The organism is Corynebacterium sp., from assembly GCF_030532965.1.
Classification (GTDB): Bacteria; Actinomycetota; Actinomycetes; order Mycobacteriales; family Mycobacteriaceae; genus Corynebacterium.
In genome coordinates this window covers 169,133-191,365 of the sequence record NZ_JAUNKC010000003.1, presented here as the reverse complement: position 1 = coordinate 191,365, position 22,233 = coordinate 169,133, and the positions used below count along the sequence as shown (strand labels likewise).

23 protein-coding genes are annotated in these 22,233 nt (G+C 56.5%); 19 read left to right on the top strand and 4 right to left on the bottom strand.

Annotation, left to right across the window (positions count from 1 at the left end; all coding sequences use genetic code 11):
* The first annotated feature begins 39 nt into the window (after positions 1–39).
* The 4 genes from Q4D85_RS03030 to Q4D85_RS03015 all read left to right on the top strand — a co-directional run bounded on the left by Q4D85_RS03030 (position 40) and on the right by Q4D85_RS03015 (position 3,435).
* The gene (locus tag Q4D85_RS03030) at positions 40–219 is read left to right on the top strand and encodes a hypothetical protein (protein WP_303198110.1); all 180 of its coding nucleotides are present in this window, start codon (positions 40–42) and stop codon (positions 217–219) included.
* A 39-nt stretch (positions 220–258) separates the two neighbouring features.
* A complete protein-coding gene (trpS, locus tag Q4D85_RS03025; RefSeq protein WP_303198108.1) occupies positions 259–1,287 on the top strand; it encodes a tryptophan--tRNA ligase in 1,029 nt (342 codons plus the stop codon).
* Positions 1,288–1,398: 111 nt separating this feature from the next.
* The gene (locus Q4D85_RS03020; protein ID WP_303198106.1) at positions 1,399–2,493 is read left to right on the top strand and encodes a YhjD/YihY/BrkB family envelope integrity protein; all 1,095 of its coding nucleotides are present in this window, start codon (positions 1,399–1,401) and stop codon (positions 2,491–2,493) included.
* Positions 2,494–2,523: 30 nt separating this feature from the next.
* Complete coding sequence (locus Q4D85_RS03015) at positions 2,524–3,435, top strand: hypothetical protein (RefSeq protein ID WP_303198104.1); 912 nt, start codon at positions 2,524–2,526, stop codon at positions 3,433–3,435.
* 75 nt (positions 3,436–3,510) lie between these two features.
* Here Q4D85_RS03015 and Q4D85_RS03010 read toward each other — a convergent pair whose 3' ends face one another.
* Positions 3,511–4,740, bottom strand: coding sequence for a hypothetical protein (locus tag Q4D85_RS03010; protein WP_303198103.1), 1,230 nt, complete (start codon positions 4,738–4,740; stop codon positions 3,511–3,513).
* A gap of 38 nt (positions 4,741–4,778) precedes the next feature.
* On the opposite strand from Q4D85_RS03010, the gene Q4D85_RS03005 reads away from it, so the two are divergent.
* Positions 4,779–4,958, top strand: coding sequence for a hypothetical protein (locus tag Q4D85_RS03005; RefSeq protein WP_303198102.1), 180 nt, complete (start codon positions 4,779–4,781; stop codon positions 4,956–4,958).
* A gap of 48 nt (positions 4,959–5,006) precedes the next feature.
* Here the strand turns inward: Q4D85_RS03005 and Q4D85_RS03000 are convergent, their stop codons facing one another.
* Together Q4D85_RS03000 and Q4D85_RS02995 are read right to left on the bottom strand one after the other, a co-directional pair.
* Positions 5,007–5,945 (bottom strand): C40 family peptidase, encoded by a 939-nt coding sequence (locus Q4D85_RS03000; protein ID WP_303198100.1) that lies wholly within the window; start codon positions 5,943–5,945, stop codon positions 5,007–5,009.
* Entirely contained in the window at positions 5,942–6,223 is a 282-nt protein-coding gene (locus tag Q4D85_RS02995) for a hypothetical protein (RefSeq protein WP_303198099.1), read from the bottom strand. The genes Q4D85_RS03000 and Q4D85_RS02995 overlap by 4 nt, the downstream gene beginning before the upstream one ends.
* An 84-nt stretch (positions 6,224–6,307) precedes the next feature.
* Here Q4D85_RS02995 and upp point away from each other — a divergent pair, with 84 nt between their 5' ends.
* Positions 6,308–6,943, top strand: coding sequence for a uracil phosphoribosyltransferase (gene upp / locus Q4D85_RS02990; protein WP_303198098.1), 636 nt, complete (start codon positions 6,308–6,310; stop codon positions 6,941–6,943).
* A 106-nt stretch (positions 6,944–7,049) separates the two neighbouring features.
* On the opposite strand, the gene Q4D85_RS02985 is transcribed toward upp, so the two are convergent.
* On the bottom strand, positions 7,050–8,708 hold the full coding sequence (locus Q4D85_RS02985; protein ID WP_303198096.1) for a phospho-sugar mutase: 1,659 nt from the start codon (positions 8,706–8,708) through the stop codon (positions 7,050–7,052).
* Positions 8,709–8,846: 138 nt separating this feature from the next.
* Between Q4D85_RS02985 and Q4D85_RS02980 the strand changes: the two genes are divergently transcribed.
* The 13 genes from Q4D85_RS02980 (at position 8,847) to Q4D85_RS02920 (ending at position 22,225) form a co-directional block, all read left to right on the top strand.
* Positions 8,847–10,079 carry an amidohydrolase gene (locus Q4D85_RS02980; protein WP_303198095.1) on the top strand — a complete coding sequence of 411 codons (1,233 nt, stop codon included), beginning with the start codon at positions 8,847–8,849 and terminating at the stop codon, positions 10,077–10,079.
* A 103-nt stretch (positions 10,080–10,182) separates the two neighbouring features.
* Complete coding sequence (locus Q4D85_RS02975; RefSeq protein ID WP_303198094.1) at positions 10,183–11,610, top strand: NAD(P)H-quinone dehydrogenase; 1,428 nt, start codon at positions 10,183–10,185, stop codon at positions 11,608–11,610.
* Between the two features lie 6 nt (positions 11,611–11,616).
* Positions 11,617–12,504, top strand: a complete 888-nt coding sequence (locus tag Q4D85_RS02970) for a YbjN domain-containing protein (protein ID WP_303198093.1) — start codon at positions 11,617–11,619, stop codon at positions 12,502–12,504.
* A 10-nt stretch (positions 12,505–12,514) separates the two neighbouring features.
* Positions 12,515–12,817, top strand: a complete 303-nt coding sequence (locus tag Q4D85_RS02965; protein WP_303198092.1) for a hypothetical protein — start codon at positions 12,515–12,517, stop codon at positions 12,815–12,817.
* Positions 12,818–13,363: 546 nt separating this feature from the next.
* Positions 13,364–13,810: a YbjN domain-containing protein gene (locus Q4D85_RS02960; RefSeq protein WP_303198091.1), complete on the top strand. Its 447-nt coding sequence runs from the start codon at positions 13,364–13,366 to the stop codon at positions 13,808–13,810.
* A 3-nt stretch (positions 13,811–13,813) separates the two neighbouring features.
* Positions 13,814–14,272, top strand: a complete 459-nt coding sequence (locus tag Q4D85_RS02955) for a hypothetical protein (protein WP_303198090.1) — start codon at positions 13,814–13,816, stop codon at positions 14,270–14,272.
* Positions 14,273–14,368: 96 nt separating this feature from the next.
* Positions 14,369–15,625 carry a YbjN domain-containing protein gene (locus tag Q4D85_RS02950; protein ID WP_303198089.1) on the top strand — a complete coding sequence of 419 codons (1,257 nt, stop codon included), beginning with the start codon at positions 14,369–14,371 and terminating at the stop codon, positions 15,623–15,625.
* Between the two features lie 146 nt (positions 15,626–15,771).
* Positions 15,772–16,212 carry a YbjN domain-containing protein gene (locus tag Q4D85_RS02945; protein WP_303198088.1) on the top strand — a complete coding sequence of 147 codons (441 nt, stop codon included), beginning with the start codon at positions 15,772–15,774 and terminating at the stop codon, positions 16,210–16,212.
* A gap of 2 nt (positions 16,213–16,214) precedes the next feature.
* On the top strand, positions 16,215–16,670 hold the full coding sequence (locus tag Q4D85_RS02940) for a YbjN domain-containing protein (RefSeq protein WP_303198086.1): 456 nt from the start codon (positions 16,215–16,217) through the stop codon (positions 16,668–16,670).
* Between the two features lie 192 nt (positions 16,671–16,862).
* On the top strand, positions 16,863–17,303 hold the full coding sequence (locus tag Q4D85_RS02935; RefSeq protein WP_303198085.1) for a YbjN domain-containing protein: 441 nt from the start codon (positions 16,863–16,865) through the stop codon (positions 17,301–17,303).
* 3 nt (positions 17,304–17,306) lie between these two features.
* Positions 17,307–17,762, top strand: coding sequence for a YbjN domain-containing protein (locus Q4D85_RS02930; RefSeq protein ID WP_303198084.1), 456 nt, complete (start codon positions 17,307–17,309; stop codon positions 17,760–17,762).
* A 56-nt stretch (positions 17,763–17,818) separates the two neighbouring features.
* Complete coding sequence (locus Q4D85_RS02925) at positions 17,819–20,326, top strand: hypothetical protein (RefSeq protein ID WP_303198082.1); 2,508 nt, start codon at positions 17,819–17,821, stop codon at positions 20,324–20,326.
* A gap of 57 nt (positions 20,327–20,383) precedes the next feature.
* Entirely contained in the window at positions 20,384–22,225 is a 1,842-nt protein-coding gene (locus Q4D85_RS02920) for an HSP90 family protein (RefSeq protein WP_303198081.1), read from the top strand.
* The last annotated feature ends 8 nt before the right edge of the window (positions 22,226–22,233 follow it).

The following is a 22,233-nucleotide window of genomic DNA, read 5'->3' as shown; positions in this document are numbered from 1 at the left end:
GATGTTTTCGCACCGTCACAATACATAGGAGAATCACCCATGCGTGTTAAAGGCCTTTTCTTCCTCATCGTGGGAATCGCAATGTTTGCATCCGCCTACCTGCTTCTAGGTGGGCACGACCTCAATGCGCTGTACGCAGCATTGCTCATGGGTATCGGTGGTGCAAGCGTTATCACCGGCCTGGTGTTCGTGCTCGGCAAGCCTAGCCGTATGCAATAAATCGGTGTAGATTACACCGGTGGGCTACACTGTTTGCTTATGACTGAAACGGCACCCACGCAGAAAAAACAGCGAGTTTTATCAGGAATCCAGCCCACCGCAGATTCCTACCATCTTGGAAACTACCTGGGTGCCCTCAAGCAGTGGATCGGCCTGCAAGACGACTATGAGGCGTTCTATTTCATTCCCGACTTGCACGCCATCACTGTTGACCAAGACCCCAAAGAATTACGCAACCGCACCATCGCGGGTGCCGCGCAATTACTTGCGCTCGGCATCGACCCGGATCGGTCAACGTTATTCGTGCAGTCCCACGTCCCGGAACACGCCGAGCTCGCGTGGGTTTTAACCTGCCTCACCGGCTACGGCGAGGCCGCGCGGATGACCCAGTTTAAAGATAAATCCGCCAAGCGCGGCGCGGATCGCACCTCCGCCGGGCTGTACATGTACCCCATGCTTATGGCTGCGGATATTCTTCTCTACCGGCCGCAATTGGTCCCGGTTGGCGAAGACCAGCGGCAACACCTCGAACTTACCCGCACCCTGGCGGAGCGTTTCAATAGCCGGTACAAGAAAACCTTCCCGGTCCCTGAAGCACTTATTCCGCAAGGCGCTGCAAAGATCTACGATTTGCAAGATCCGACGGCAAAAATGAGCAAGTCAACCGAAAATGAAAAAGGGCTGATTAGCCTGCTCGATCCGCCAAACGTCTCGGCGAAACGGATCAAGAGTGCGGTGACCGACAACGACGGTGAAATTCGCTTTGATAAGGAAAACAAGCCTGGGGTTTCCAACCTCCTGGTCATACAATCCTCCCTGACCGGAACCAGCATTGATGACCTCGTCGCGGGCTACGCTGGCAAGGGATACGGCGCACTCAAAACCGACACCGCCGAGGCTCTTGAAGCGTTTGTCACCCCGTTGCGCGAAAAATTCGCGATGTACATGGACGACCCGGCAGAATTGGAAAACGTGCTCGCCCGTGGTGCCGAAAGCGCCCGAGCTGTGGCTTCCCGTACACTGGCAGACGTATATGACCGAATTGGATTCTTAGCCCCCAAGCGGTAATCGAGACCAATACGTGGTGAGTCCGCTGCAATCGCGGTGGGCTCACCACACTTATCAATTCACCCCCTCCGCCCGATTTTCTTGAACAACCCTTAAAGGACGGAAAACCTCATGGCAACCACCACCCAACAAAACGACAAGTTCACCGACGAATACGGCATCGAACGAAACAATCGCGACGAACCCGGATTCATCGACACGTACCGCGACAAATGGCAGTGGTTTGACCATTTGATGCTTATGAACGAACGCTATACGCAACGAGGTGGTAATCAATTCGCGGCAGGGATTACCTACTTCTCCGTGCTGAGCATGTTCCCGCTGCTCATGCTCACCTTCGCGGCAGTAGCTACCGTGTTGGCCAGCCGACCCGATTTGGTCCACGACATCACCGATCGGCTAACCTCCATCTTCGACGGCTCCTTGGGGGATACCGTCGACAACATCATCTCCACCGCCATCGACCAGCGAGGCGCAATGTACGGCGTCGGTGGCGTCACCGCCCTATGGTCGGGGTTGAACTGGATGAATAACCTCCGGTACGGCGTTTCCTACATGTGGAACTATCCCATTGACGAGGGAAATTTCTTCAAAACCAAACTAGCTGACCTGCTTGGTTTGCTCACCACCGTGGTGCTGATGATTATTGCCATCGGCCTAACTGTCGTAGGTAACTCCGGGCTGACAACCAGCATCCTGGCCTATGTTGGATTGGACGATGTTCCGGGAATTTTCCTCCTAACTCGCGTCTTGTCCCTGGTATTTGGTCTTATCGCCAACTTCATGATCTTCTACTGGATGCTGAAAAAGCTGCCCCGGGGCGAAGTCCCAGTGAAATCCGCTTTGGCTGGTAGCGCCATCGGTGCCGTGGTATTCGAGATTTTCAAGCAACTCGGGTCGGCGTTCTTCTCAAGCGCACTGACCAACCCGGCTGGCGCCACCTTCGGTCCGATCATCGGTGTTATGGTGCTGTTCTACTTCATTTGGCGCATCCTGCTGTACTGCTCCGCCTGGTCCGCAACCACCCAAGAATCCCTCGCCATCGCGAAATTGGAAGCGCCCGCACCGGCCGTGATTCACGTACGCCAAGAAATCGCAGCACCTCCTGCAACACCACAACGGTTCGGCACCGGTCTGGCCGTTGGCGCGGCTGCGGTCGGCGCACTGACGTTCCTGGGATTAGGTGGCAAGAAGCGTCGGAAGTAAAACCTCGGCCGGGCGGTTACAGTGGTGGGTATGACTTTTCCCCCTAACTTCGATATTGATTTTGACCCCATCACCCAAGAAGAATTTTCCGGCCTGCCCAAGGTGTGCATACGCAGCACCAGTGGGCTGGAAACCCTCAAGAAACTCCTGTCGGAAGAACCCGACGCGGTCTACGTCGAACACGTTGTTTCGGCTGCCGAACTGGCCGATGCACAAAAACTATTGACACAAGCCCCATCGATGGTGGGGCTTGTGGTGCGCTGTGACAGTCAAAAAGAAGCGACCGAGCTGTTAGAAGGCAATACCGAAATGGTGCTTGGTGCCATTGTCTCCAGCCCGGAAGCCGCCGCCGTGCTCAAAGGGAGCTTCGTTCCTTACGAATACGTCGGCGATATTGGTGAGCAGGTTGTATACGGTGGTTCCCGAATCACCGACGCCGTCAGACTGTTGGAAAACTTCCAAATCACCGATGACGGCGAACTGTCTCCCGGGATTGAAGCCGGATTCGTTCTTGATCGGGGACTGCCGGTGTTATGCCAACCCGAAGCGGCCATAGAATCCGGGGTTATTGAAAGCCTCGCCGATTACCCACTGCCGCTCCTGCGCGACTTCGGGTTCAACGTAGGACTGGATAATTGGACGTTTGAGGCGGTCACTGCCTTTGAATTAGACCTCCACAACTACTACGACCTGTTGCTGAACACGATCGAAATCTCATTTTTGACCAAGCAATTGCGCCGCATGTTGGTCTCCGAGGTGATCGACCCGATATTCTCGGAGTTCTTTGGATCAGATGACCTTGATGCGGCCGAAGCGGAAGAAACCTCGGAAAATGATACCGAACCATCGGAATTGAAGCTCAGCCCGGAAGAGCTCGCAGGCATCGACCCACAATTATTAGAAGAGTGGGGGATTGACCCCAAGGACATTGGTTTGACGTAGCCACTGGCCTAGAAAACGGCTAAAACGCACCAGGCAGGCACACGGCCCGGTGCGTTTTTTGCGCTTCAGCGAGGATCAGAACTTCGAGAACCGCTTGATCAGCATTTCCTCCATGTGCTTCCATCCGGCAACATGCTCGTCGAAAGGCGGGGTAGGGGTGTAGCCAGCATTCCGGGACGAACCGGTGAGATACGCCAGGTAATCCTGGATACGAGGGTTGGCCAGGAAGTACGAATTCAGGGAGTCATCGGCGGCCCAGTCTGCGGCGTCGGCAAGCAATTCGTACGACCGCAGCAACTGTTCGGTATCAACATGCTCCGGGCCCTTTTCGATGCCGTGGGCAATGCCGCTGAAGGAATACACATTATCCTTATGCACCGAGACTTCTAATTCACCGGCATTGGCGGCGGACTTGATCTCTTCCCAGGTGGATACCTCGGCTAGGTCGTGATCGTCGTGTTCCACGAGCCAGCGCACCAGGGCCTTGGAGGATGAGAAGGTGAAGATCTCACCGTACTTACCCAAGAATACCGGCTTGGCCTGCACATAGGTGCGCAGCGTGTATACCGTGCGTCCGTCGATGGAAATCTTGATCGGGTCGATTCCGGCCTGCGCCCACACGGTGGTGTCATAGGGGTCGATCTTTTCGGCTTCTTCTTTCTTGCGCTGCTCTTCTTCCAGGCGGGCGCGCTCGGCGGCCTCTTCCGCCGCAGCGATGGCGGCTTCCGCGGCACCAATCTTGCTGGTATCCACGTCGGTTTTTGTGACGGTGGTATCGAGCTCGTCGATAACCGCATCCCAGTTGCTGAGAATCACCCGGCCGATCGCGGTCCACTCCGACAGACCCACCTGGCCGGAGAAGTGTTCGGAACCGCGCTCAGCATTTCCCAGAATGGAGTGGGAGGAGAAGAAGCTTTGCACCGGAATGGCATCGGCAATATCGCCAAGGCTACGCGCCATTCGGAAACACCGGGCCACGGCGGAAACATTGTCGTGGGAAGGGCGCTCCGCTAATAACGCTGGAACCCCAATGAGGTCGAATGTGGTCTTCTTGTTGGGAACGACCCGCAGCTGCGACCCGTTTGCGAATGCACCCCACTTCGGGTGATTCAATAGATCGTGCTTGGTGCCGGATTCGAGGAATACTAACAGTTCGGCGGGGGAGGAGAATACGAAAATCTTGTCGTCTGCGCCTAAAAACGCCTGCCATTCAGCGCCGTGTTCACGCCACGATGGTGCCCAAAGAGTGTAAAAATCGCCTTCCGTGAGCGACAACTTGACGGGAACAATTCCTTTATTAGCCATGGGCACACATTTTAGCCTAAAAATCACTCAGGGTAGGCATGGGCGCACTACCGCTAACACTGTTGGTTAACCGCCCGGTTTCCGCGAAACAGCCACCCTGGGTATTCGCGCAACCCGAATTGACGTCGCTAAAGCCCACCGGCCGCACCCTTGTGGTCACATCCGCGCTGGCGCTGTCGGCGCACCACCTTGGTGCCAGCAGCCTTAACGTTGCCTGATTTTTAGCCTCAAGATGTGGGGCGGTTATCAGTTGGGTGTTGTGCCGCCTAGGTTCCAGTGGGCCGATAATAACCCTTGAATTCCATCCCCATGTTCTCGGTACGAAGCGGCCCCATTTGTACTGGATTACCTGCCTCGATCAACTGCCCATCGCCGGCATACATCGCCACGTGGCCATTCCACACCAAAAGATCGCCAGGAATGAGCTCATCGGGTTGCACGGCGGTGCCGATGTTTTGATGTTCGGCGAGCCGGGGCAATTCCACCCCGGCTTGCCGCCACGCCCATTGGGTGAGGCCGGAGCAATCGAAGCCGTTGGTTGTTGTTCCGCCCCACACATACGGGGTACCCAGGGCGGATTTCGCCGCAGCCACCGCCTGCTGCCCGCGTTGGCGTTGGTCGCTGGTCGCGGAAACGCCGGTATCCTCAGCGACAACAGTATCTTCCCCTTCGGTCTCGGCTGCGGTTCCGTCACCGCCCATCCCGGCGGTGTGGGTGGCAGCCGCAGATTCTGGGGTTGCCGACTGGGCGGGGGCAAGCTCCGTTCCCTCTCTGGCGATACGCTCTAATTCGACAGTGTGCGGTTGCAGCCGGATTTCCAATTCGTCGAGATGTTGAAACGCCCGCTCCAAGAACTCACCCGGCAATTGTTTCAGCTGGTGGTGCGCTGCGGTCCAGATCGCCGGATTTGGGCTGAAGGCCAGCGGCAGGAGCCCGGCTACTTGCTGCAGGAATTGTTGGCCGAGGACTTCGAAGAATCTGCGCGACTGGTCGAATTCCTGGAGTGCATAGGACACGATGCGCAACACATCGGTTGAATCCGTCGACAATTGCCGAAATGCAGCTTCAAAAGTTGTGATCTTATTGCCAAAGATCGCTGCTAGCTCCGCCATCCGGGAGAAGTTCGGAACCGCAGGCAGGGAGACCGGCTGGGTGGGCGGGGTGAGATCGTCTAAGGCGGTGATGAATTCAGCGAGGTTAATCATAATAAGTCCAAAGAACGGCCGAGGGCGGTGTCGGTGGCTTCAGCTTGCCGCAGGTGAGTCATGGTGATGGTTACGGCATTATCCACATAGGCGCACTGGGCGCGGGCACGATTGGCAAGGGAATCAATGGCGCCATTTAAGGCGGTGATAAACGCGCCCGCCCCCGGTAAATCTTCACCCGGAAGATAGCTGGCATGGATGGGGGTTGCCGCGTTGGCCGCCAGTTCTGCCGCCAAGGCGCGGGCGGCTTTTAAATGTACGTGTAAATTTCGCTCCATATATAGTTAGACTCAGTTTGCACCCCATTTGGTTCCATGATTTTCCAATGTTCTTTGAACTTTTTTCGCGGTAGCATGGCAGACATGGATATTTTGATCGTGGATCACCCCCTTGCCGCCGCCCGATTATCCATTATGCGGGACGAACGTACCGATAATGCGGGATTCCGGGCGGCATTGGCTGACCTGGGGACAATGTTGATTTATGAGGCTTCGCGGGAGCTAACTGTTGAGCATTTTCCGCTGAAAACTCCGGTTGCGCCGACGATGGGTACCCGGTTGGAAGATCCACCGATTATCGTTCCAGTCATTCGGGCGGGGTTAGGAATGATTGACCCCGCGCTGAGCATGATCCCGGACGCCCAAGTGGGATTCATCGGCTTGGCGCGCAACGAAATCACGCACGAACCAGTCCCGTATTTGGAAGCGTTGCCGGAGGATCTATCCGGCCGCACGGTTTTTGTGGTTGACCCGATGCTGGCAACCGGGGGCTCGCTGCTGCACGCGGTGCGGATGCTCGCCGATCGCGGTGCAACTAACATCACCGCAGTGTGCATGGTCTCCGCCCAGGCTGGGGTTGATGCCTTGGCCGAGTCGGGGTTGCCGGTCCGCCTGGTTACCGCAACAATCGACCCCGATCTGAACGAAAACGCCTATATTGTCCCCGGCCTTGGTGATGCTGGCGACCGGCTCTACGGCCCACGCAATATCGATATGTAGCACTACAGCCGCCCCACCCGCCCCAACCACGTTTGTCCTTCCAATTAGTGCTAACACCGGTTGGGGTGTTGGTGATTGTAGCGCTTTAAATAACTGCCCGATGCCGCTACAGCTGGTCGAAGTAGCTCATCAACTCCGCGGATAGATCGTCGAGAAGCTTTTCGACGCGACCCCGGTCGCTGGCGCGGGCGATTTCTAAATACAATTTGGCTTTGGGTTCCGTGCCGGAAGCCCGAGCCAGAATCCGCAAAGCGCCATCGTCGCTGGTACCCGTGAGGAGCGCGGCGGAAACGGTGCTGCCGGGGCGCTCGCTGGAATAGACCGGTTCAAAATCCAAGTCGATGCCGCATAACTGGGCAGGTGGCCGGGCAATGAACGACCGGATGAGCTCCCGGGGTGCGTTGGTGCGGATGGACAGTTGGCGGCCCGCGAAAATGCCGAACTTTTTATAGAGCGCATCTAACTCGTCGAAAAGCGTTAAACCTTGGGCCTTTAACTCCGCCGCCCACGCGCACGCAACCAAAGCGGTGGTTATGCCGTCTTTATCGTCCACCAGCGCCGGGGCGGGTGCGATCCCCATCGCCTCTTCGTAAGCAAAGGCCACGGTTTCGGTGCCGCCGGCGGCCGTGAGGTTTTTGAAACCGGTGGGAGTAAGCCGCAAATCCCAGCCGCGCTCCTCGGCGATCGCGGACAGCAACTGGGAGGACACCAAGGTGGTGCTCACGATCGGGCGCGGGGCGGTGCCATCCCACGCCGGTACCAACCGGGTCGCAAGCAGCGGACCCGTCTCGTCGCCCCGAAGCATCCGCAACTTCCCGTCTTTCGCCCGGATCCCCACCGCGCACCGATCCGCATCGGGGTCTAATGCGATGAGCACATCGGCGTTGACTTCCTCACCCAACGCCAATAGCTCCGCCACCGCCTCCGGCTCCTCCGGGTTCGGAAACGCCACGGTAGGAAACGTCGGGTCCGGGTACTGTTGGCACATGACCGGGAAAATCTGGGCGAAGCCAACGGTCTGCAGCGCCTGCACGATGGTGCGTCCACCCACCCCATGCATGGCGGTGACCGCAACCCGAATATTTGCCCGCTCATTATTAACCCGCAATAAGTCCGCCTGTTCCGGCATGACTAATTGGGTCGCCATGTCGATATACCGCCGCACCATATCAACGTCGGGTCGAACCGTGACCCGGGGAATCTCCGTCGCCGACGGGGTGGCGGCTATCAGCGTTTCAATCTCACGCGCGCCCGTGGAATGCAATTGCCGCCCGTTATTCATGTACACCTTGTAACCATTGTGCCCGGCCGGATTATGCGACGCGGTGATTTGCACGCCCCCGGCCAGCTTCATCAGCCGCACCATCCACGGCACCAACGGGGTCGGAGTAGGGGTGGGAAATAAAATCACCTCAAAGCCGGCGCCCGCGAAAACCTCCGCCGCGGTGGTGGCGAAAATGTGGGAACCGTAGCGGGAATCGTAGCCAACCACCACCTTCGGCGCGGGATCGTCGTCGTGGAACGCCTTACCAATGCCAAACATGCTGGAACCGGTATACGGGTCGGAGAACACCTCCGGGTCTTCTGGAATCTCCGACGCGGTGCCGGTAGCTGAGGCGTCCTTTTTCACACACGCGGCCTGCCTGCTTAACCATGCCGCAACCCCCGACGTAATCCGGGTGACGTTGCCAACATTCATCTGGTTAGCGGCGGGACCCACGGGGGCGCGCATGCCCGCAGTGCCGAAAAATAGCTGCTCAGTCATAACAAACCTCAATGGTGGTGTATCTAGCGTGGGGCGTAAATACCCTTAAGCTTAGCCACCAGTTATAGGATAAGTGGGCAGATGCTTAGCATAATTTACAACCATGCAAGCGAAAACCACCACAATTCATGGAGAACAATGACAGCGGAGCACAGTACCCAACCGGATTCGCCATCGGCAGTTTCTGCCGTCGTGCGGGACTGGTTGAATAACCACATTGATGAGGTCTTTGAATGGCGCCGCCACTTCCACGCACACCCCGAACTATCGGACCAGGAATTTGAAACGACCAAACGCATCGCCTCCGTGCTGCGGTCGCGGGGACTCACCCCGCAAATGTTCCCCACCACCGGATTGATGGTGGATATTGGGCCCAACACGCCGGAAAAGATCGCATTCCGCGCCGACATTGACGCCCTCCCCATCCAGGAAAACACCGGCTGCAGCTTCGCCTCCCAAACCCCCGGAGTGATGCACGCCTGTGGGCACGACATCCACACCACCATCGCCCTGGGCTTAGCCTGTGCACTGGCCGAAGCCGCAACCCAAGGACTACTAACCATCGGCATTCGGATTATCTTCCAACCCGCAGAAGAAGTGATGGATTCCGGTGCCCCCAACGTGATCAAACTGGGGGTACTAGAAGGCGTCACCCACATCTTCGCCCTCCATGCCGAGCCGAAACTACGCACCGGAATGATCGGCGTGCGGGTAGGGCCCATCACCTCCGCCGGTGACGTGGTGGAAGTGAAAGTCACCGGTGGGGGCGGGCACTCCTCCCGGCCGCATCTGACCCAAGACGTGGTGTACACGCTGGCGAAAATCGTCACCGACCTCCCCGCATTGCTCACCCGCCGCATCGACCCACGTACCTCCACCGTCATGGTATTCGGCGCCATCAACGCCGGTTTCGCCCCCAACGCGATACCGGAAGAAGGCACCGTCAAAGGCACCATTCGCACCGGTGATATTCAAGTATGGCGCAGCATCCAGCCAGTACTAGAAGACATGGTGGCCAGTATCGTCGCCCCCACCGGGGCACAACACGAAATCACCTACGTCAAAGGGGTTCCGCCGGTGGTCAACGACGACGTATCCACCGCAGTGTTAGCCGACTCTGCCCGCGCCATGGACCCGCAATCGGTGGTGCAAGCGCCGCAATCCTCCGGCGGCGAGGATTTCTCCTGGTACTTAGAACACGTTCCCGGCGCGATGGCCCGGTTGGGTTGCTGGGATGGGTTAAGCCCCAAAGGGGATTTGCATAAGGGCGACATGCTGGCCGACGAGAATTGCATCCCGGTGGGTATTCGGCTGTTCGCCGGGGTGGTGGATCGGTTCAATTCCTACTCGGATGTTTTCGCTACCCCTTAGGGTTGATGAGGGGTACAAGATTACTTCGACAAGCCTAAAAGCGGTGCATTAGACTAATTTGAGGTTTGACCTTACTCACTCACCCCTAATTTTTGGAGGATTCTTGTCCACGCAATCGGCTCAAGCAAAACGCATTGTAATTATCGGTGGTGGCCCGGCTGGCTATGAGGCAGCTTTGGCGGGCGCAAAGTACGGTGCTGAGATCACGATCGTGGAGGATTTAGGCCTGGGTGGTTCGGCCGTCATCCACGACTGTGTTCCCTCCAAATCGTTCATCGCCGGCGCGAATATTAAAACCGACCTGCGGCGCGCTGACGACATGGGGTTGAATAAGGGCATCGGCGAGGCGCATTTGCTTATCGACGCCCTCAATGCGCGTGTGCAACAACTCGCAGGGGAACAATCGGCGGACATTCGCCGCAGCGTAGAGCGCGCCGGGGTGCGGGTTATCAATGGTCGTGGCGTGTTTGATGATTACAACACCAAGCAGACGTTGCACTACATCAAGGTTGAGGGTGCTGATGGTTCGACGGAAACCATCGAATGTGATTTGGTGTTGGTTGCTACCGGTGCGACGCCGCGCATTCTTCCGGATGCGCAGCCGGATGGTGAGCGGATTTTAACCTGGCAGCAGATTTACAATTTGACCGAGCTGCCGGATCATTTGATCGTTGTTGGTTCCGGTGTCACCGGTGCGGAGTTCGTCTCGGCCTTTGCCGAGTTGGGTGTGAAGGTGACGATGGTGGCCTCCCGCGACCGGATTCTGCCGCACGACGATGCCGATGCCGCTGATGTGTTGGAGACGGTTTTGGCGGAGCGGGGTGTGTCGTTGGAGAAGCATGCCCGGGTTGATTCGGTTACCCGTACCGATGACGGCGGCGTGTGCGTTCGCACCTCTGATGGTCGGGAGATTTTCGGTTCCCATGCGTTGATGACCGTTGGTTCGATTCCTAATACGAAGAACCTGGGCTTGGAGCACATCGGGATTGATACCACCGACTCCGGCCATATCAAGGTCGACCGGGTGTCGCGTACCAATGTTTCTGGCGTGTACGCCGCTGGTGACTGCACTGATTTGTTCCCATTGGCGTCGGTCGCTGCGATGCAGGGGCGTATCGCCATGTATCACGCCTTGGGTGAAGGGGTGTCGCCGCTGCGGTTAAAGACGGTGGCGACTGCGGTGTTTACCCGGCCGGAGATCGCCGCGGTGGGGGTTACCCAGAGCGAGATTGAGTCGGGTGCGGTGGTAGCCCGTTCGGTCATGTTGCCGTTGGAGACGAACCCACGGGCGAAGATGCGGTCGTTGCGGCATGGTTTTGTGAAGCTGTTTTGCCGCAAAAACTCCGGCATTATCATCGGCGGCGTCGTGGTGGCCCCCACCGCGTCGGAGCTGATTCTGCCGATCTCGGTGGCGGTGACCAATAACTTGACGGTGAAGCAGTTGGCGGAGACGTTCTCGGTGTATCCGTCCCTGTCGGGTTCGATCACTGAAGCTGCCCGGCAGTTGGTTGAGCACGACGACTTGGGTTAAGCCGTTATGACTTCCGTGGTTACTTCCTCGCGTATTGTCGCGGCGCTTCACCGCTGTGGCGTGACAACTGGCACCGTGGTCGACGGTGGGGTTCAGCTCATGATGCCTAATGGGCAGATTACGTTTCAATTGGCCACAAATGCGGCCATGATTCGGATGTTCGCCCAGTGGCGGGGTGAGGCCGTTACCCCTGATACCCAGCAGAGACTGTGTACGGCGATCATGGATCTCAATGCGGATCGGTACATGCCAAAACTTATTTGGCAGACTTCCGCGGCGGGCGCGATTCGGGTATCTGCTGAGCAGCGGATGTTGACCGGCCAGGGGCTTAGCGACGACCAATTGGCCCGCTTCATCGACCTCACTATTCGCACCACTGTGGAAGCCTTTGCCGACATTGAACAGGTGGTGCCTGAGACGGTGACGTGGCCGGTTGGTACGCCGCTGGAGCTCACCGACTGGTCGACACCCGCCGCCAATCCTGCGTCGTTGGCGCAGGTGGAGTCGGTTTTTGCTGCTCAGGGCTGGGCGTACCAATTGCTTGGTGGCGTTGTGATGACCTCAAGCGAGGGGTTCTGCGTGGATATTGATTTCCCCTCCGAACTGTATTTAGGGGTGCGGGTATCCCACCCGGAGGCCCCACTTGCGCCTTCGCAATTGGCGGCGGCCCAGCGGTGGGCGAATGATCGTAACGTTGCCGGCACACTGGGGATTTGCACCGTCAACTTAAACGACGACGGCACGTTGTACGTGGCTAGCGACTACGTGTTCATCGCCGATACCGGGGCGACTAATGAGCAATTGGCGGAGTGGATTCTGGCAGCTATCTCGGTGCAGACCGGAAATTTGGTTGATTTCAGCCGCACGTTCCATATCCCGCCACCGGTGCAATAGTGTAAAAACCATGAGCGATTCTTCGCCCAAGAAGCTGAAACTCATGGCGGATTATGGCTGCTTCCCGCTGTGGAGTTGGGACTACCCGGAATTCAATGTCGATCCGCGTAGCCTCCCGCTGAGCAACGATCTGATAGCCGACTTATGCCAGTGGCAAGACCGCTACGATGCGATACTCAACTGGGATGACCCGGCTTCCTCGGGTTTCCCGACCCCGGAGGCTGAGACAGCCTTCCGCACCGACGGTGCACGCTTGGCGCGCCGATTGCAAACCGAATTAGGCTCGGGTTTTCAGGTGCGGTTTCAACCGTGAGGCGAAGCCATTCCGCTTTTAACACCGATGAGTCCGCGTATTCATAAGCGTCGCATCGTGCGGGCTGTTATGGGGTGTGGTGCCACAAAACCTGCAGGTAGGCATGGTCAGGGGTGCGGTTGCCTATAGTTAACTCGACCTTTACGTGCTTCGGTGCATGGATTCGTAGCCTCTGGGGCGCAAAGGTCGAGTCGGGGGTTGGGGCACCGAACCAAAAGCTGGGGTGCACCCTATTGGCCAGTAGATCGTGAGCTAGGTGGGTAAAGGCTTTTACCGATTTTGCGAAGTAATAATCGATACTTTTCAATTGCATTTCTGGGAAAAGAATCGTGCCCGGCACTTTGAATTCGACGCCTGGTTGGAGAGCTAGCTAAGGCAAACCATCGAAACGAACCGGAGGGCCCCGGAAAGAAAGAACTACATTTGGCTCGTGTTTGAGTCGCTTAGGAAGATGGTTAAACGTTTCTAAAACCAACCCATTCGGTGCAATGCTTTGCTTACACTGGGCGGGATTACCTTTAGCCAAAAGCGACGGAAACGAGTCTTATGAGCCTTCCCCCCGTTACCAATGATCGGATTGAAATGGCGCTGGATTCGATGGGTTTACATTATGAACGCCAATCGGAAACGGTCACCCAGTTTTCCTTCGACAATGCCACCATCGTATGCGCCACCTATCCGGAAAACGCCCTGTTGCACTTCTTCGGCATGTGGCACGCCACCATTGGCGACGACGTGCTGCCTGAGGTAACCGAGTTTGTCGCCAGTTTGAATTGGAACCACTTCGTCCCAAAACACGGGGTGGCTATTTCTGACGATCACAAAGCCACCGTCACCGCGGATTACTATGTGTTCACCAACACCGGGCTCAGCGATGACCAATTAGGAATGGTGGTGGAATCGTCGATACGCAATATCATGCTCAGCTTCAAAGACTGCGAGGATCGATTCCCACAATTGGTGCACTGGGAACTGGTGGAAGAAGGAGCGTAACCCATGTCGTGGACGAAGAACATTGCGGAATCCGATCCCAGCCCGGTGACGCTATCCCGGGTGGAGGCGATTTTTCGTAAAAACAACTTAGAATGCGAAGTCGATGAGGGGGGTCTGTCCACCTGGATCCAAGGGTATTTTTCCTTCTTCCAACTGCTCGGCGAAAAGAATCTCGTGTTCAGTGTGCGGCGGGAGGATTCGGAATTGGATATTTCGAAGCTATCCATCGTTAAAGAATGGGCAAATATCCGCAATTCGCGCGGTACGGTCGGCACCTGCGCCTACGAGGTGGCGGACGGGAAGATTCGGTTTACCGTCGCTCACGCCATCCCCGTTATTTTCGGGGCCACCGACCAGCAATTAGAAGAGTGGATTCTCACCGGAACCGCGCTGCTGGTAGAGCATTTAGAAACGCTCGATGAGATGCTGGGTTTGGCTGAAGCGGGTTGGATCCGACCCTAACATTAAAAAACTTTTAGTGTAGTCCGTTGCGCCACCCTGCGGATAAAGTTTCGATAAACTTGGCACGGTTATTCTCGATTGATGTAAAGGAGTTTCATGGTTACTTCCACTGTGACCCAAGAGCGCATTGAAGCCACGCTTGGGAAAATGGGGATAACCAGCAACACCCCTAGCGATAGCATCGTGCAGATCGAAACTGACCACGCCACGATCCTGTGCCAATTGCTGCCCCGCGCCGAACTATTACGGGTCCTCGGCGTCTGGCGACCCGATGTCGCCGCCGATCACCACGCCGCGGTGCGCGAGAAGGTGCAGCATTTTAATAACGAGAAACTGGTGCCCAAGCACAGCGTTGTCAACAACGACGCTGACAGCTTAAGCGTGGTCGCCGAATACGCCATGCCGATCGGGGAGGGGCTTGACGACGACCAACTGGGGCTCGTGCTTGAGGTGGCACTGCATAACATGCGGCAGACATTCGACGCTTTCGACTCCGATTTCCCCGAGTTGGTCACCTGGAAAGAACCGGAAGTCGAGCCAAAAAACCAGGCCAACGGCGACAACGACGACGATACAACACCCCCGGTAGTTGTTGTGCAGATCTCCAACCAGGCGGTAGCAGCACCGCATCTGGTTTTGCAAGAGATCCCGCAAGAAGCCGCCCCCACCCCAGAAGAAGCGTCGCAGTCAGCCGAGGACGAAGTGGCACAACCCGCCGCGGATGAACCAGCGCAACCGACAAAGATAGAAGAATCACCACAGCTTGCTGCGTTGGAAGAATCGGACGTGGCGCAGCCCCCGGCAGCCACGGAACCCGAGCCGGTTGCAAACGCAACAGAAATAGAAAACGAAATAGCAGTAAAAGAAGAGCAAACCCCAGAGGAAGTATTGGAAGATAATCTGTGTAAACCTGCGGTGACAATGGCGCGGGTGGTGGATTATTTCGTCAAACACGGCTATCAATACGAAATCATCGACGATGCGCTCTTTACCGGTTTCAATGGGTTCCTTGTCCGGGCACATGTGCTGGATGATCGGATGCTGCGGGTCAACGCCGCCCATCCATCTGCCGCCATCGGGCACGAGTCGATCCCGGCGCTCGCCGATTGGGCTAACACTCGCAACCAGGAAGGTTCCATCGGCAGCTGCACCTTCCTGATGGAGGAAACCGGCGATATTCATGTTGCAAGTGACCATGCCTTCGCCATTAAATACGGCGCTACTGACGCCCAATTGGCATCCTGGCTGGACGCGGGGATTGATGCCCAGTTAGCGCACTTGGAAGATTTAGTAGCCACCTTCGGTATTCCTCGGTTTTACGAAGAGACGCCGCAACAGCGCCATGAGCGATAACTAGCGCATCCGCCTTAAGCTGGTTTGTGCCAGCGCATGTAACGTTTCCGCACGGTCACAATCGGCTATCAAGATTCGCGGCCAAAGGTCTGTGTCAGGGTGCTTCGCTATTCTATGAGGGCAAAATCAAAATTCGAGGAGGATACATGGGTCTACCTGCGGTAACGATTCCGCGTATCGAGGAAATGCTGGATTCGATGGGGCTTGGGCATCAGAAAGACGATGACGAAATTGTCATAGGTTTTGACAACGCATTAGTTTTTCTCTTCCTGTTTTCTGACATCAATCTGATGGAGATTTCCGCGATGTGGGCGTCAAAAATTTTAAAGGAAGACCACGAGTCGGCGGCTCATCTGTGCATGACTTTAAATGAGCAACTATATCTTCCTAAAATGTGTTACCTCGTTGATGCAGGTGGCAGCATGACGATCGTCGCCAAGCACGCTATGCCGATCGGGGCGGGGATGACCGATGAACAATTAGAGGATTGCATAAGAGCGACCTTTGCCCACGAATTTTCCGCCATAGAGAAGTTTGAGGAGACATTCCCGCATGTAGCGGTCGGAAATAGCGGGAGTGAGGCATAATCGTGACGTTGTTTAAAGAGGTGGATCGACCGCAGCCGGTAACCATTGATCGGGTGGAGCGGGTCTTAACACACAACAACCTTGACTACACGCGTCGTGAAGACGGCATCACGGCCACGGTCGACGGGTTTTTTCTTAGGGTTACGATCCCGAACGGGAAGGCGTTGAATTTCGATTTTCGATTCTTTGATATGCCGCTACCGCAGGAATCATTGCCGGAAGCCCAACGCTGGGCGCAGGAGCGAAATCTTGACGCTACGATCGGCACGTTTTGCATCGGCGTTCATAACGACGGCGAGGTCTATGCTTCTTCCCAGCATGCTTTCCTCATCACCCAAGGTGCAACAGATGAGCAATTGGCAGAATTCTTTCGGGTAGGAATCGAAGCGCAAGTTGATAACCTGGTAGATTTCGTCGAAGAATTTGGCCTTGAACGTCCGAGGCGGCGCGGGAAATAACGGCCACTGTGGGCAGTTGCCGGTTGGGAATCGTCGACACGTTAGGCGGTGTGCGGCCTGGTTCGGTTTTGCATCGATGGGGTTGGTTCTCCGGTTCAGTCACAATGGCGTAACAAGATTTCCAACTTGAATTGTCTGACGTTTAGTTTCGCTATTCTTTGTTCAGTTGCATGAAAAATACAAGGAGGATATATGAGTTTACCTGCGGTAACAATCCCGCGAATCGAGGAAATGCTGACCTCGATGGAACTGAAATATGTGACGGAAAACAACACAATTAAAGTAGCATTTGAAAACTGCTTGGTGTCTATCTTTCTTTATTCCGAACCGGACTTGATGGAAGTAAACACTATGTGGCGGGCGGAGATTTCGAAAGAAAACCATGAGGCGGTGGCGCAGTTATGCGCCGAGTTAAATGCGGAAATGTTCTTCCCCAAAATCTGCTATCACGTTGACGATGAAGACGACATGACGGTTATTGCCGAGCACTCCACACCGACCGCGGCGGGGTTGACGGAAGAACAATTATTGGAGTACCTGGAAGCTACGTTTTCGCGGGAACTCGCGGTGTTGGATAAGTTCGAGAAGGCGTTCCCACATTTGGTGACTTGGGAAGAAGAGGGCGAGGAATAAACAATGGCGTGGTTTACAAACACGGATGAGCCGCAGCCGGTAACCCTAGCGCGGGTAGAGAAAGTTTTTAAGGATAACGACTTTAGCTACGAGCACTGCGGGGATCATCTTGCCACCGGTGTGAATGGTTTCTTCCTGCGGGCAGAAATCATCAACGACGCGTTGCTGTATTTCGGTTTCCGGTTCTTCAACGTGCCGTTACCGAAGGAGAAATTGCCGGATGCCGAAAAATGGGTGCAGAGCCGAAATCTCTATGGCACGATCGGTACCTGTGGTGTTGGTCTTGACGATGATGGCGATGTGTATGTCGATTCCGACCACGTTTTCCTGGTCTTAAAAGGTGCGACGGACGAGCAGCTGGCGCTGTATTGCCAGGCGGGGATCGAAGCCCAATTGGAGCACCTGGAAGATTTCGTTGAGAAGTTCGAAATTGAGCGCCCGTTGTCCGAGGAAGAGTAACAACCACTAGGGGAACCGCCGCAGTGGAAACGTCGAAAAGCTAAAAGGAAAAGGCAATGATGGAGCAAGAAACCTTAAGCGATCTGATGGAAAAAGCAGACGCAATGCCGTGGGGTAAAGCATGCTCAGCGGCGTGGGCGGAAGCCGCCAAACGCGCGGGCGAGGAAGGCGACGAACACCTTGAGGCTATCTGCTACCTGTCGCTCGTCAGTGCTTTTGCTATGGGTGGTGAGAGCACCCGCATTGTCGCACCGTTTTTATGGCTGGATAAGTTTCGTAAGCGGCGGCCCGATCTTTTCGACGACGACATGCAGTCCGCATTCGGGTGGCAGTACAAATACCTGGTGGGGGTGTTGCGCGATCTGCCCACCATCAGCGCCGATCAGCTGCTGAGCACCCTCGACGAGATGGAAGCCTTCTACCGGCAACGCGGCGACAACCTCAAGGCGTACTATCTCAGGCGCTACTTTGCGCATTCTGCATTGGGGCAAGGGGAACAAGCACAGCACTACAGTCAGCTGTGGGAGGCGGCGTGGGCCGACGATAGCCACACCGAGTTCAACGACTGCACCGGCTGCGACCCGATGTATCTGGTGGAAATGTATTTTGGGCGCGGCGACATCGATGCGGCGATTAAGGCGGGGGAGCGTGGGCTTTCTGACCCGGAGAATTTCTGCGACTCGCAACCCGAAAGCCTCTATGCCAGCATGCTGGAACCATGGCTGCGAGCCGGACGCGACGATAAAGCCTGGCCAGCCTTCGTCAAAGCGATGCAGAAACACTCCCGCCGCAGCGCTTTTATCGATCATTTCCCAAATCACTTCCAATACTTAGGGTTATCGGCGATGGCGGGGCGGCCGCAGCGGTGGCAACGTGGCATGGAACTATTCACCCGATTTTTGCCGTGGTGGCGGGAAACCGAAACCCCACGCATCCTGTTAAGCGTTGCTGCGGCGGCCGCGTTTTTCTTCCGCGTGTATCCCGACCAAGACGAGGTAATACCGGTTACCTTGCCTGGCGACGATTTACGGTGGATCACGGCACCGGTCGTGGAAAACCCAACCGTGGCGCAGGTGCACCAGTGGTGCACCGACATGGCGCTGGAACTCGCTGTCCAATACGATAACCGCCCCGGCCTTGAAACCCCCTATATGGTGGAGAAAGTCCGCCGCGATATTTTCGACGTGCAGCCGGTGCCGGAGCTTGCGCCGGAAGGTGACATTCCGGATGTTTCCGGGCAGTTTGCCCCCGCCCAGATCGACTACGGATTGGCGAACCACGGTAGAAGTGTTGCCGACAGCGACCTGGTGGTTATCGACACAAATGGTCAGTGGCGCGGCTTCGACGATGCGCAACTTGCCGCAGCAGCTCAGGAATTGAATTCGAGGGTTCCGAGCATCTACACGCTGCGAACCGGCGGTTGGTTGCTTTCCCAGCGGCTATCGGCGGGTACCGAGCGGGAACCGGCGCGGGAGATGATCGCTGGCGCGTTGGCGGAATACGATGCAGGCAATATGCGGGAGGCAGCACAGCTGGCGGATACCGCCATTCATACGGAATCCAAAGAACCGATCGGGGTGCGGCTCCAAGGGTTATACATTTTGGCGCGGGCGGCACAGGCAGCTGGGTACCCGGACGAAGCCAAAGCGTCCGCTAGGCATTGCCTTAACCTCGCTGCCGCCTGCGGGTTATTGAATGTGCGGTTGCAAGCTGCGGAGATTCTCGTCGAGGTGTTGTGCTCGCAGCGGGAGTTTTCCGAAGCTGCCGAGGTGGCAGACATCGCCGTCGCGGCCGTGACCAATGCCGAAAACCACACCGTTTCCGAGGTAGAGCTTTCCTTGCGGCGCGGCCTCATCAGCGCCCTAGATGCATTAGATATGGATGCCGCGGCTGCCGAGCACGCCTTGACCTTGGCGTCGCTGACTAGCAAGCCGAAGGAGAAAATAGAGGCCATTGAATCCGCCATCCGCGGGTTCAACGCCGATGGCGAATACGATCGCGGTGCCCAATTGGCGGACTGGATCGTCGACATTGCCGCCGCCGGGCTGGAGGAAGCACAAGAAACCGACGACGCGGAAGCGGCCACAGCGGCCGCCACGGAGTACGTCGAGCGGTTAAGCAATGCGGCGTGGGTGCGGGTGAGTCGACCCGGCTACGTCTCGGACGCGGTATATGAGCAGGCGGAACGCCTGTTTGAAAGTGCATTTGAAGCGAAAAAGAATTACGGTTTGCTCGGCGATGCGCACCCGCAGGGGGTGGACGCGAAGTATTGTCACGAACGCGCCCAGGCGGCCAGTGAATGCGACCGGCATGGCGAGGCCCAAAACTGGTTCGAGCAGTCCCGCGATTTGTTTATCGAAGCAGGTGACGAATTATCAGCCGCGTATTGCAGTATTGATTTGGCCACGATGTTCGTACAAATCGGTAGGATAGCGCAGGCACGGGAGGTGGCCGTTCCGGCCTGGGAGCAGATTGCAGGCACTAAAAACCAGTTTTCGATGCGATTCCGGCACGCGAAAATGTTGATGGAATTTTTAAACACGGAAGAAACCGACGATAATTAGCGCATTGCCACTCATTGTCAATTGTGGTGATAGAAACCTTTAAGGAAGAGATTTCGAGTGTCTGAGTTTAATGCTGACCCCCACGCCGCCATCCCGCCTAGCAGCAATGGTGGTTCATTCCAGGTCGATTTGGGTGGAATCGTGGAGTTGCTCAGTAAGAACCTCTACACCAGCGCCAATGTGTACGTCCGGGAATTGTTGCAAAACGGCGTGGACGCGATCACCGCCCGACGCGACATTGACCCGGAGTTCGATACTTTCGAGCGCCCCAAAATCCGGTTCATCGTCGAACCTCGGATGCTTCGGGTGATTGACAATGGCATCGGGCTGAACTACCAGCAGGCGCAGCAATTGCTGTCGACGATCGGCGGTTCCTCCAAGCGTGACGAATTCGGATTGGGGCGAAGCGATTTTCTCGGGCAATTCGGAATCGGTTTATTGTCGTGTTTCTTAGTCTCCAACGACATTGTTGTCTACTCGGCGAGCTCGGATGCGCCCGCCATCAAGTGGCATGGAAAATCCCAAGGCACCTGGACGGTGACGGAGCATGAACCCCCAATGCTCCTGCATGGCTGCGGCACGTTGGTGGAATTGCAGGCTATTCCGGGGGAACCAGACTTCGATATGTTTAGCCTGTCGCGCACCATCGAGCACTACGCGGCGTTTTTGCCAGTAGAAATCACCATCGAACGCGCGGTCAACGGCGTGTGTTCCGGCGAGGCGACCACCTTAGGTGGGCACAAGCCCGTGTGGGAAACCCCAATCGCCGCCCAGGCCACCTGGTGTCGGGACAACTTTGGGTTCGAACCGCTGGCGGCCATTCCATTGGATGTTCCGATTGCGGGGCTCCAAGGCGTTGCGTTTGTCATGTCGGAAGGGGCGCATCCGGGGCGGACCGCCAAACACCAGCTGTATTTGCGCCGGATGTTGCTGAGCAAGAAAAACACCGACATCGTGCCGGAATGGGCGTATTTTGTGCGGATCGTGGCCGACGCGGAATTTCTGCGGCCCACCGCGTCGCGGGATGCGCTGGTGGAGGATTCGCTTTTCGACGAAACCAAAGAAGCCATCGGCCACCAAATCCGCGGCTGGATCAATAGCCTTAATGAACAGGACTTTTTACGGTTTTTGAGCCTGCACATGGCCGGGCTGAAGGCGTTGGCGGTTTCGGATAAGGAAACCCGCGAATTGGTTACCAGGTGGGTGCCGTTTGAAACCAGCACCGGGCGCAAGACCCTCGACGAGTTGTTGAAATCCGGTGGCATTCGCTACTACCGCACCGATCAGAAATACCAATCCGTGGTCCCCATCGCGCGGGCGAACGAGCTGACCGTTTTGAACGCGGGTTACGCCTACGACCAGGAGATCTTGGAGCAATTGCGGTTGGATTATCCCGATCATGTGATCGTGGAAGCCAGCGTGCACGACGTGATTGGGGTCATGGGTGTTTTGGGGCCAGACCAAGAAGCTAGCTTCTTGCCGTTGATGCGCATCGCCCAAGAGGCACTCGTGGGCCAAGACGTCTCGGTTATCGTTCGGGATTTCCAGCCCAGTACCGTTCCGGTTTTGTTCCTGCCAGCTGAGGAGGCCGACTACAGTTCGATTGAGAAGGCCGCCCGCGAGGCGGAAGGCGAAAGCTCATTGAGCGGATTGCTCGACAGCATGGATTCCATCATGCCGTTGCATGTGGTGGACAATACCGCGCAGGTGGTCTTCAACGTTCAATCGCCCCTGGTGCATCAATTGCTCGCGGCCGTTGGGATGGGCAATGACGTGCTCACTCAGGCGATCCGAGGGCTGTATGTCCAGTCGTTATTGGCTGGCCACCATGCAATGAATATCCAAGCACGAACCTGGGCGTCGGAAATGTATTCCACCCTGATCAGCAAATTACTGTAACGGGGGAA

Bases quoted from the DNA above. Each gene is read 5' to 3' on its own strand.
- Q4D85_RS02980 (WP_303198095.1), top strand. From the start codon at position 8,847: ATGACAGCGGAGCACAGTACCCAACCGGATTCGCCATCGGCAGTTTCT.
- Q4D85_RS02965 (WP_303198092.1), top strand. From the start codon at position 12,515: ATGAGCGATTCTTCGCCCAAGAAGCTGAAACTCATGGCGGATTATGGC.
- Q4D85_RS02925 (WP_303198082.1), top strand. From the start codon at position 17,819: ATGATGGAGCAAGAAACCTTAAGCGATCTGATGGAAAAAGCAGACGCA.
- Q4D85_RS03030 (WP_303198110.1), top strand. From the start codon at position 40: ATGCGTGTTAAAGGCCTTTTCTTCCTCATCGTGGGAATCGCAATGTTT.
- trpS (WP_303198108.1), top strand. From the start codon at position 259: ATGACTGAAACGGCACCCACGCAGAAAAAACAGCGAGTTTTATCAGGA.
- Q4D85_RS02955 (WP_303198090.1), top strand. From the start codon at position 13,814: ATGTCGTGGACGAAGAACATTGCGGAATCCGATCCCAGCCCGGTGACG.
- Q4D85_RS03005 (WP_303198102.1), top strand. From the start codon at position 4,779: ATGGGCGCACTACCGCTAACACTGTTGGTTAACCGCCCGGTTTCCGCG.
- Q4D85_RS03020 (WP_303198106.1), top strand. From the start codon at position 1,399: ATGGCAACCACCACCCAACAAAACGACAAGTTCACCGACGAATACGGC.
- Q4D85_RS02960 (WP_303198091.1), top strand. From the start codon at position 13,364: ATGAGCCTTCCCCCCGTTACCAATGATCGGATTGAAATGGCGCTGGAT.
- upp (WP_303198098.1), top strand. From the start codon at position 6,308: ATGGATATTTTGATCGTGGATCACCCCCTTGCCGCCGCCCGATTATCC.
- Q4D85_RS02935 (WP_303198085.1), top strand. From the start codon at position 16,863: ATGAGTTTACCTGCGGTAACAATCCCGCGAATCGAGGAAATGCTGACC.
- Q4D85_RS02985 (WP_303198096.1), bottom strand. From the start codon at position 8,708: ATGACTGAGCAGCTATTTTTCGGCACTGCGGGCATGCGCGCCCCCGTG.
- Q4D85_RS03015 (WP_303198104.1), top strand. From the start codon at position 2,524: ATGACTTTTCCCCCTAACTTCGATATTGATTTTGACCCCATCACCCAA.
- Q4D85_RS02970 (WP_303198093.1), top strand. From the start codon at position 11,617: ATGACTTCCGTGGTTACTTCCTCGCGTATTGTCGCGGCGCTTCACCGC.
- Q4D85_RS02945 (WP_303198088.1), top strand. From the start codon at position 15,772: ATGGGTCTACCTGCGGTAACGATTCCGCGTATCGAGGAAATGCTGGAT.
- Q4D85_RS03010 (WP_303198103.1), bottom strand. From the start codon at position 4,740: ATGGCTAATAAAGGAATTGTTCCCGTCAAGTTGTCGCTCACGGAAGGC.
- Q4D85_RS03000 (WP_303198100.1), bottom strand. From the start codon at position 5,945: ATGATTAACCTCGCTGAATTCATCACCGCCTTAGACGATCTCACCCCG.
- Q4D85_RS02930 (WP_303198084.1), top strand. From the start codon at position 17,307: ATGGCGTGGTTTACAAACACGGATGAGCCGCAGCCGGTAACCCTAGCG.
- Q4D85_RS02995 (WP_303198099.1), bottom strand. From the start codon at position 6,223: ATGGAGCGAAATTTACACGTACATTTAAAAGCCGCCCGCGCCTTGGCG.
- Q4D85_RS02950 (WP_303198089.1), top strand. From the start codon at position 14,369: ATGGTTACTTCCACTGTGACCCAAGAGCGCATTGAAGCCACGCTTGGG.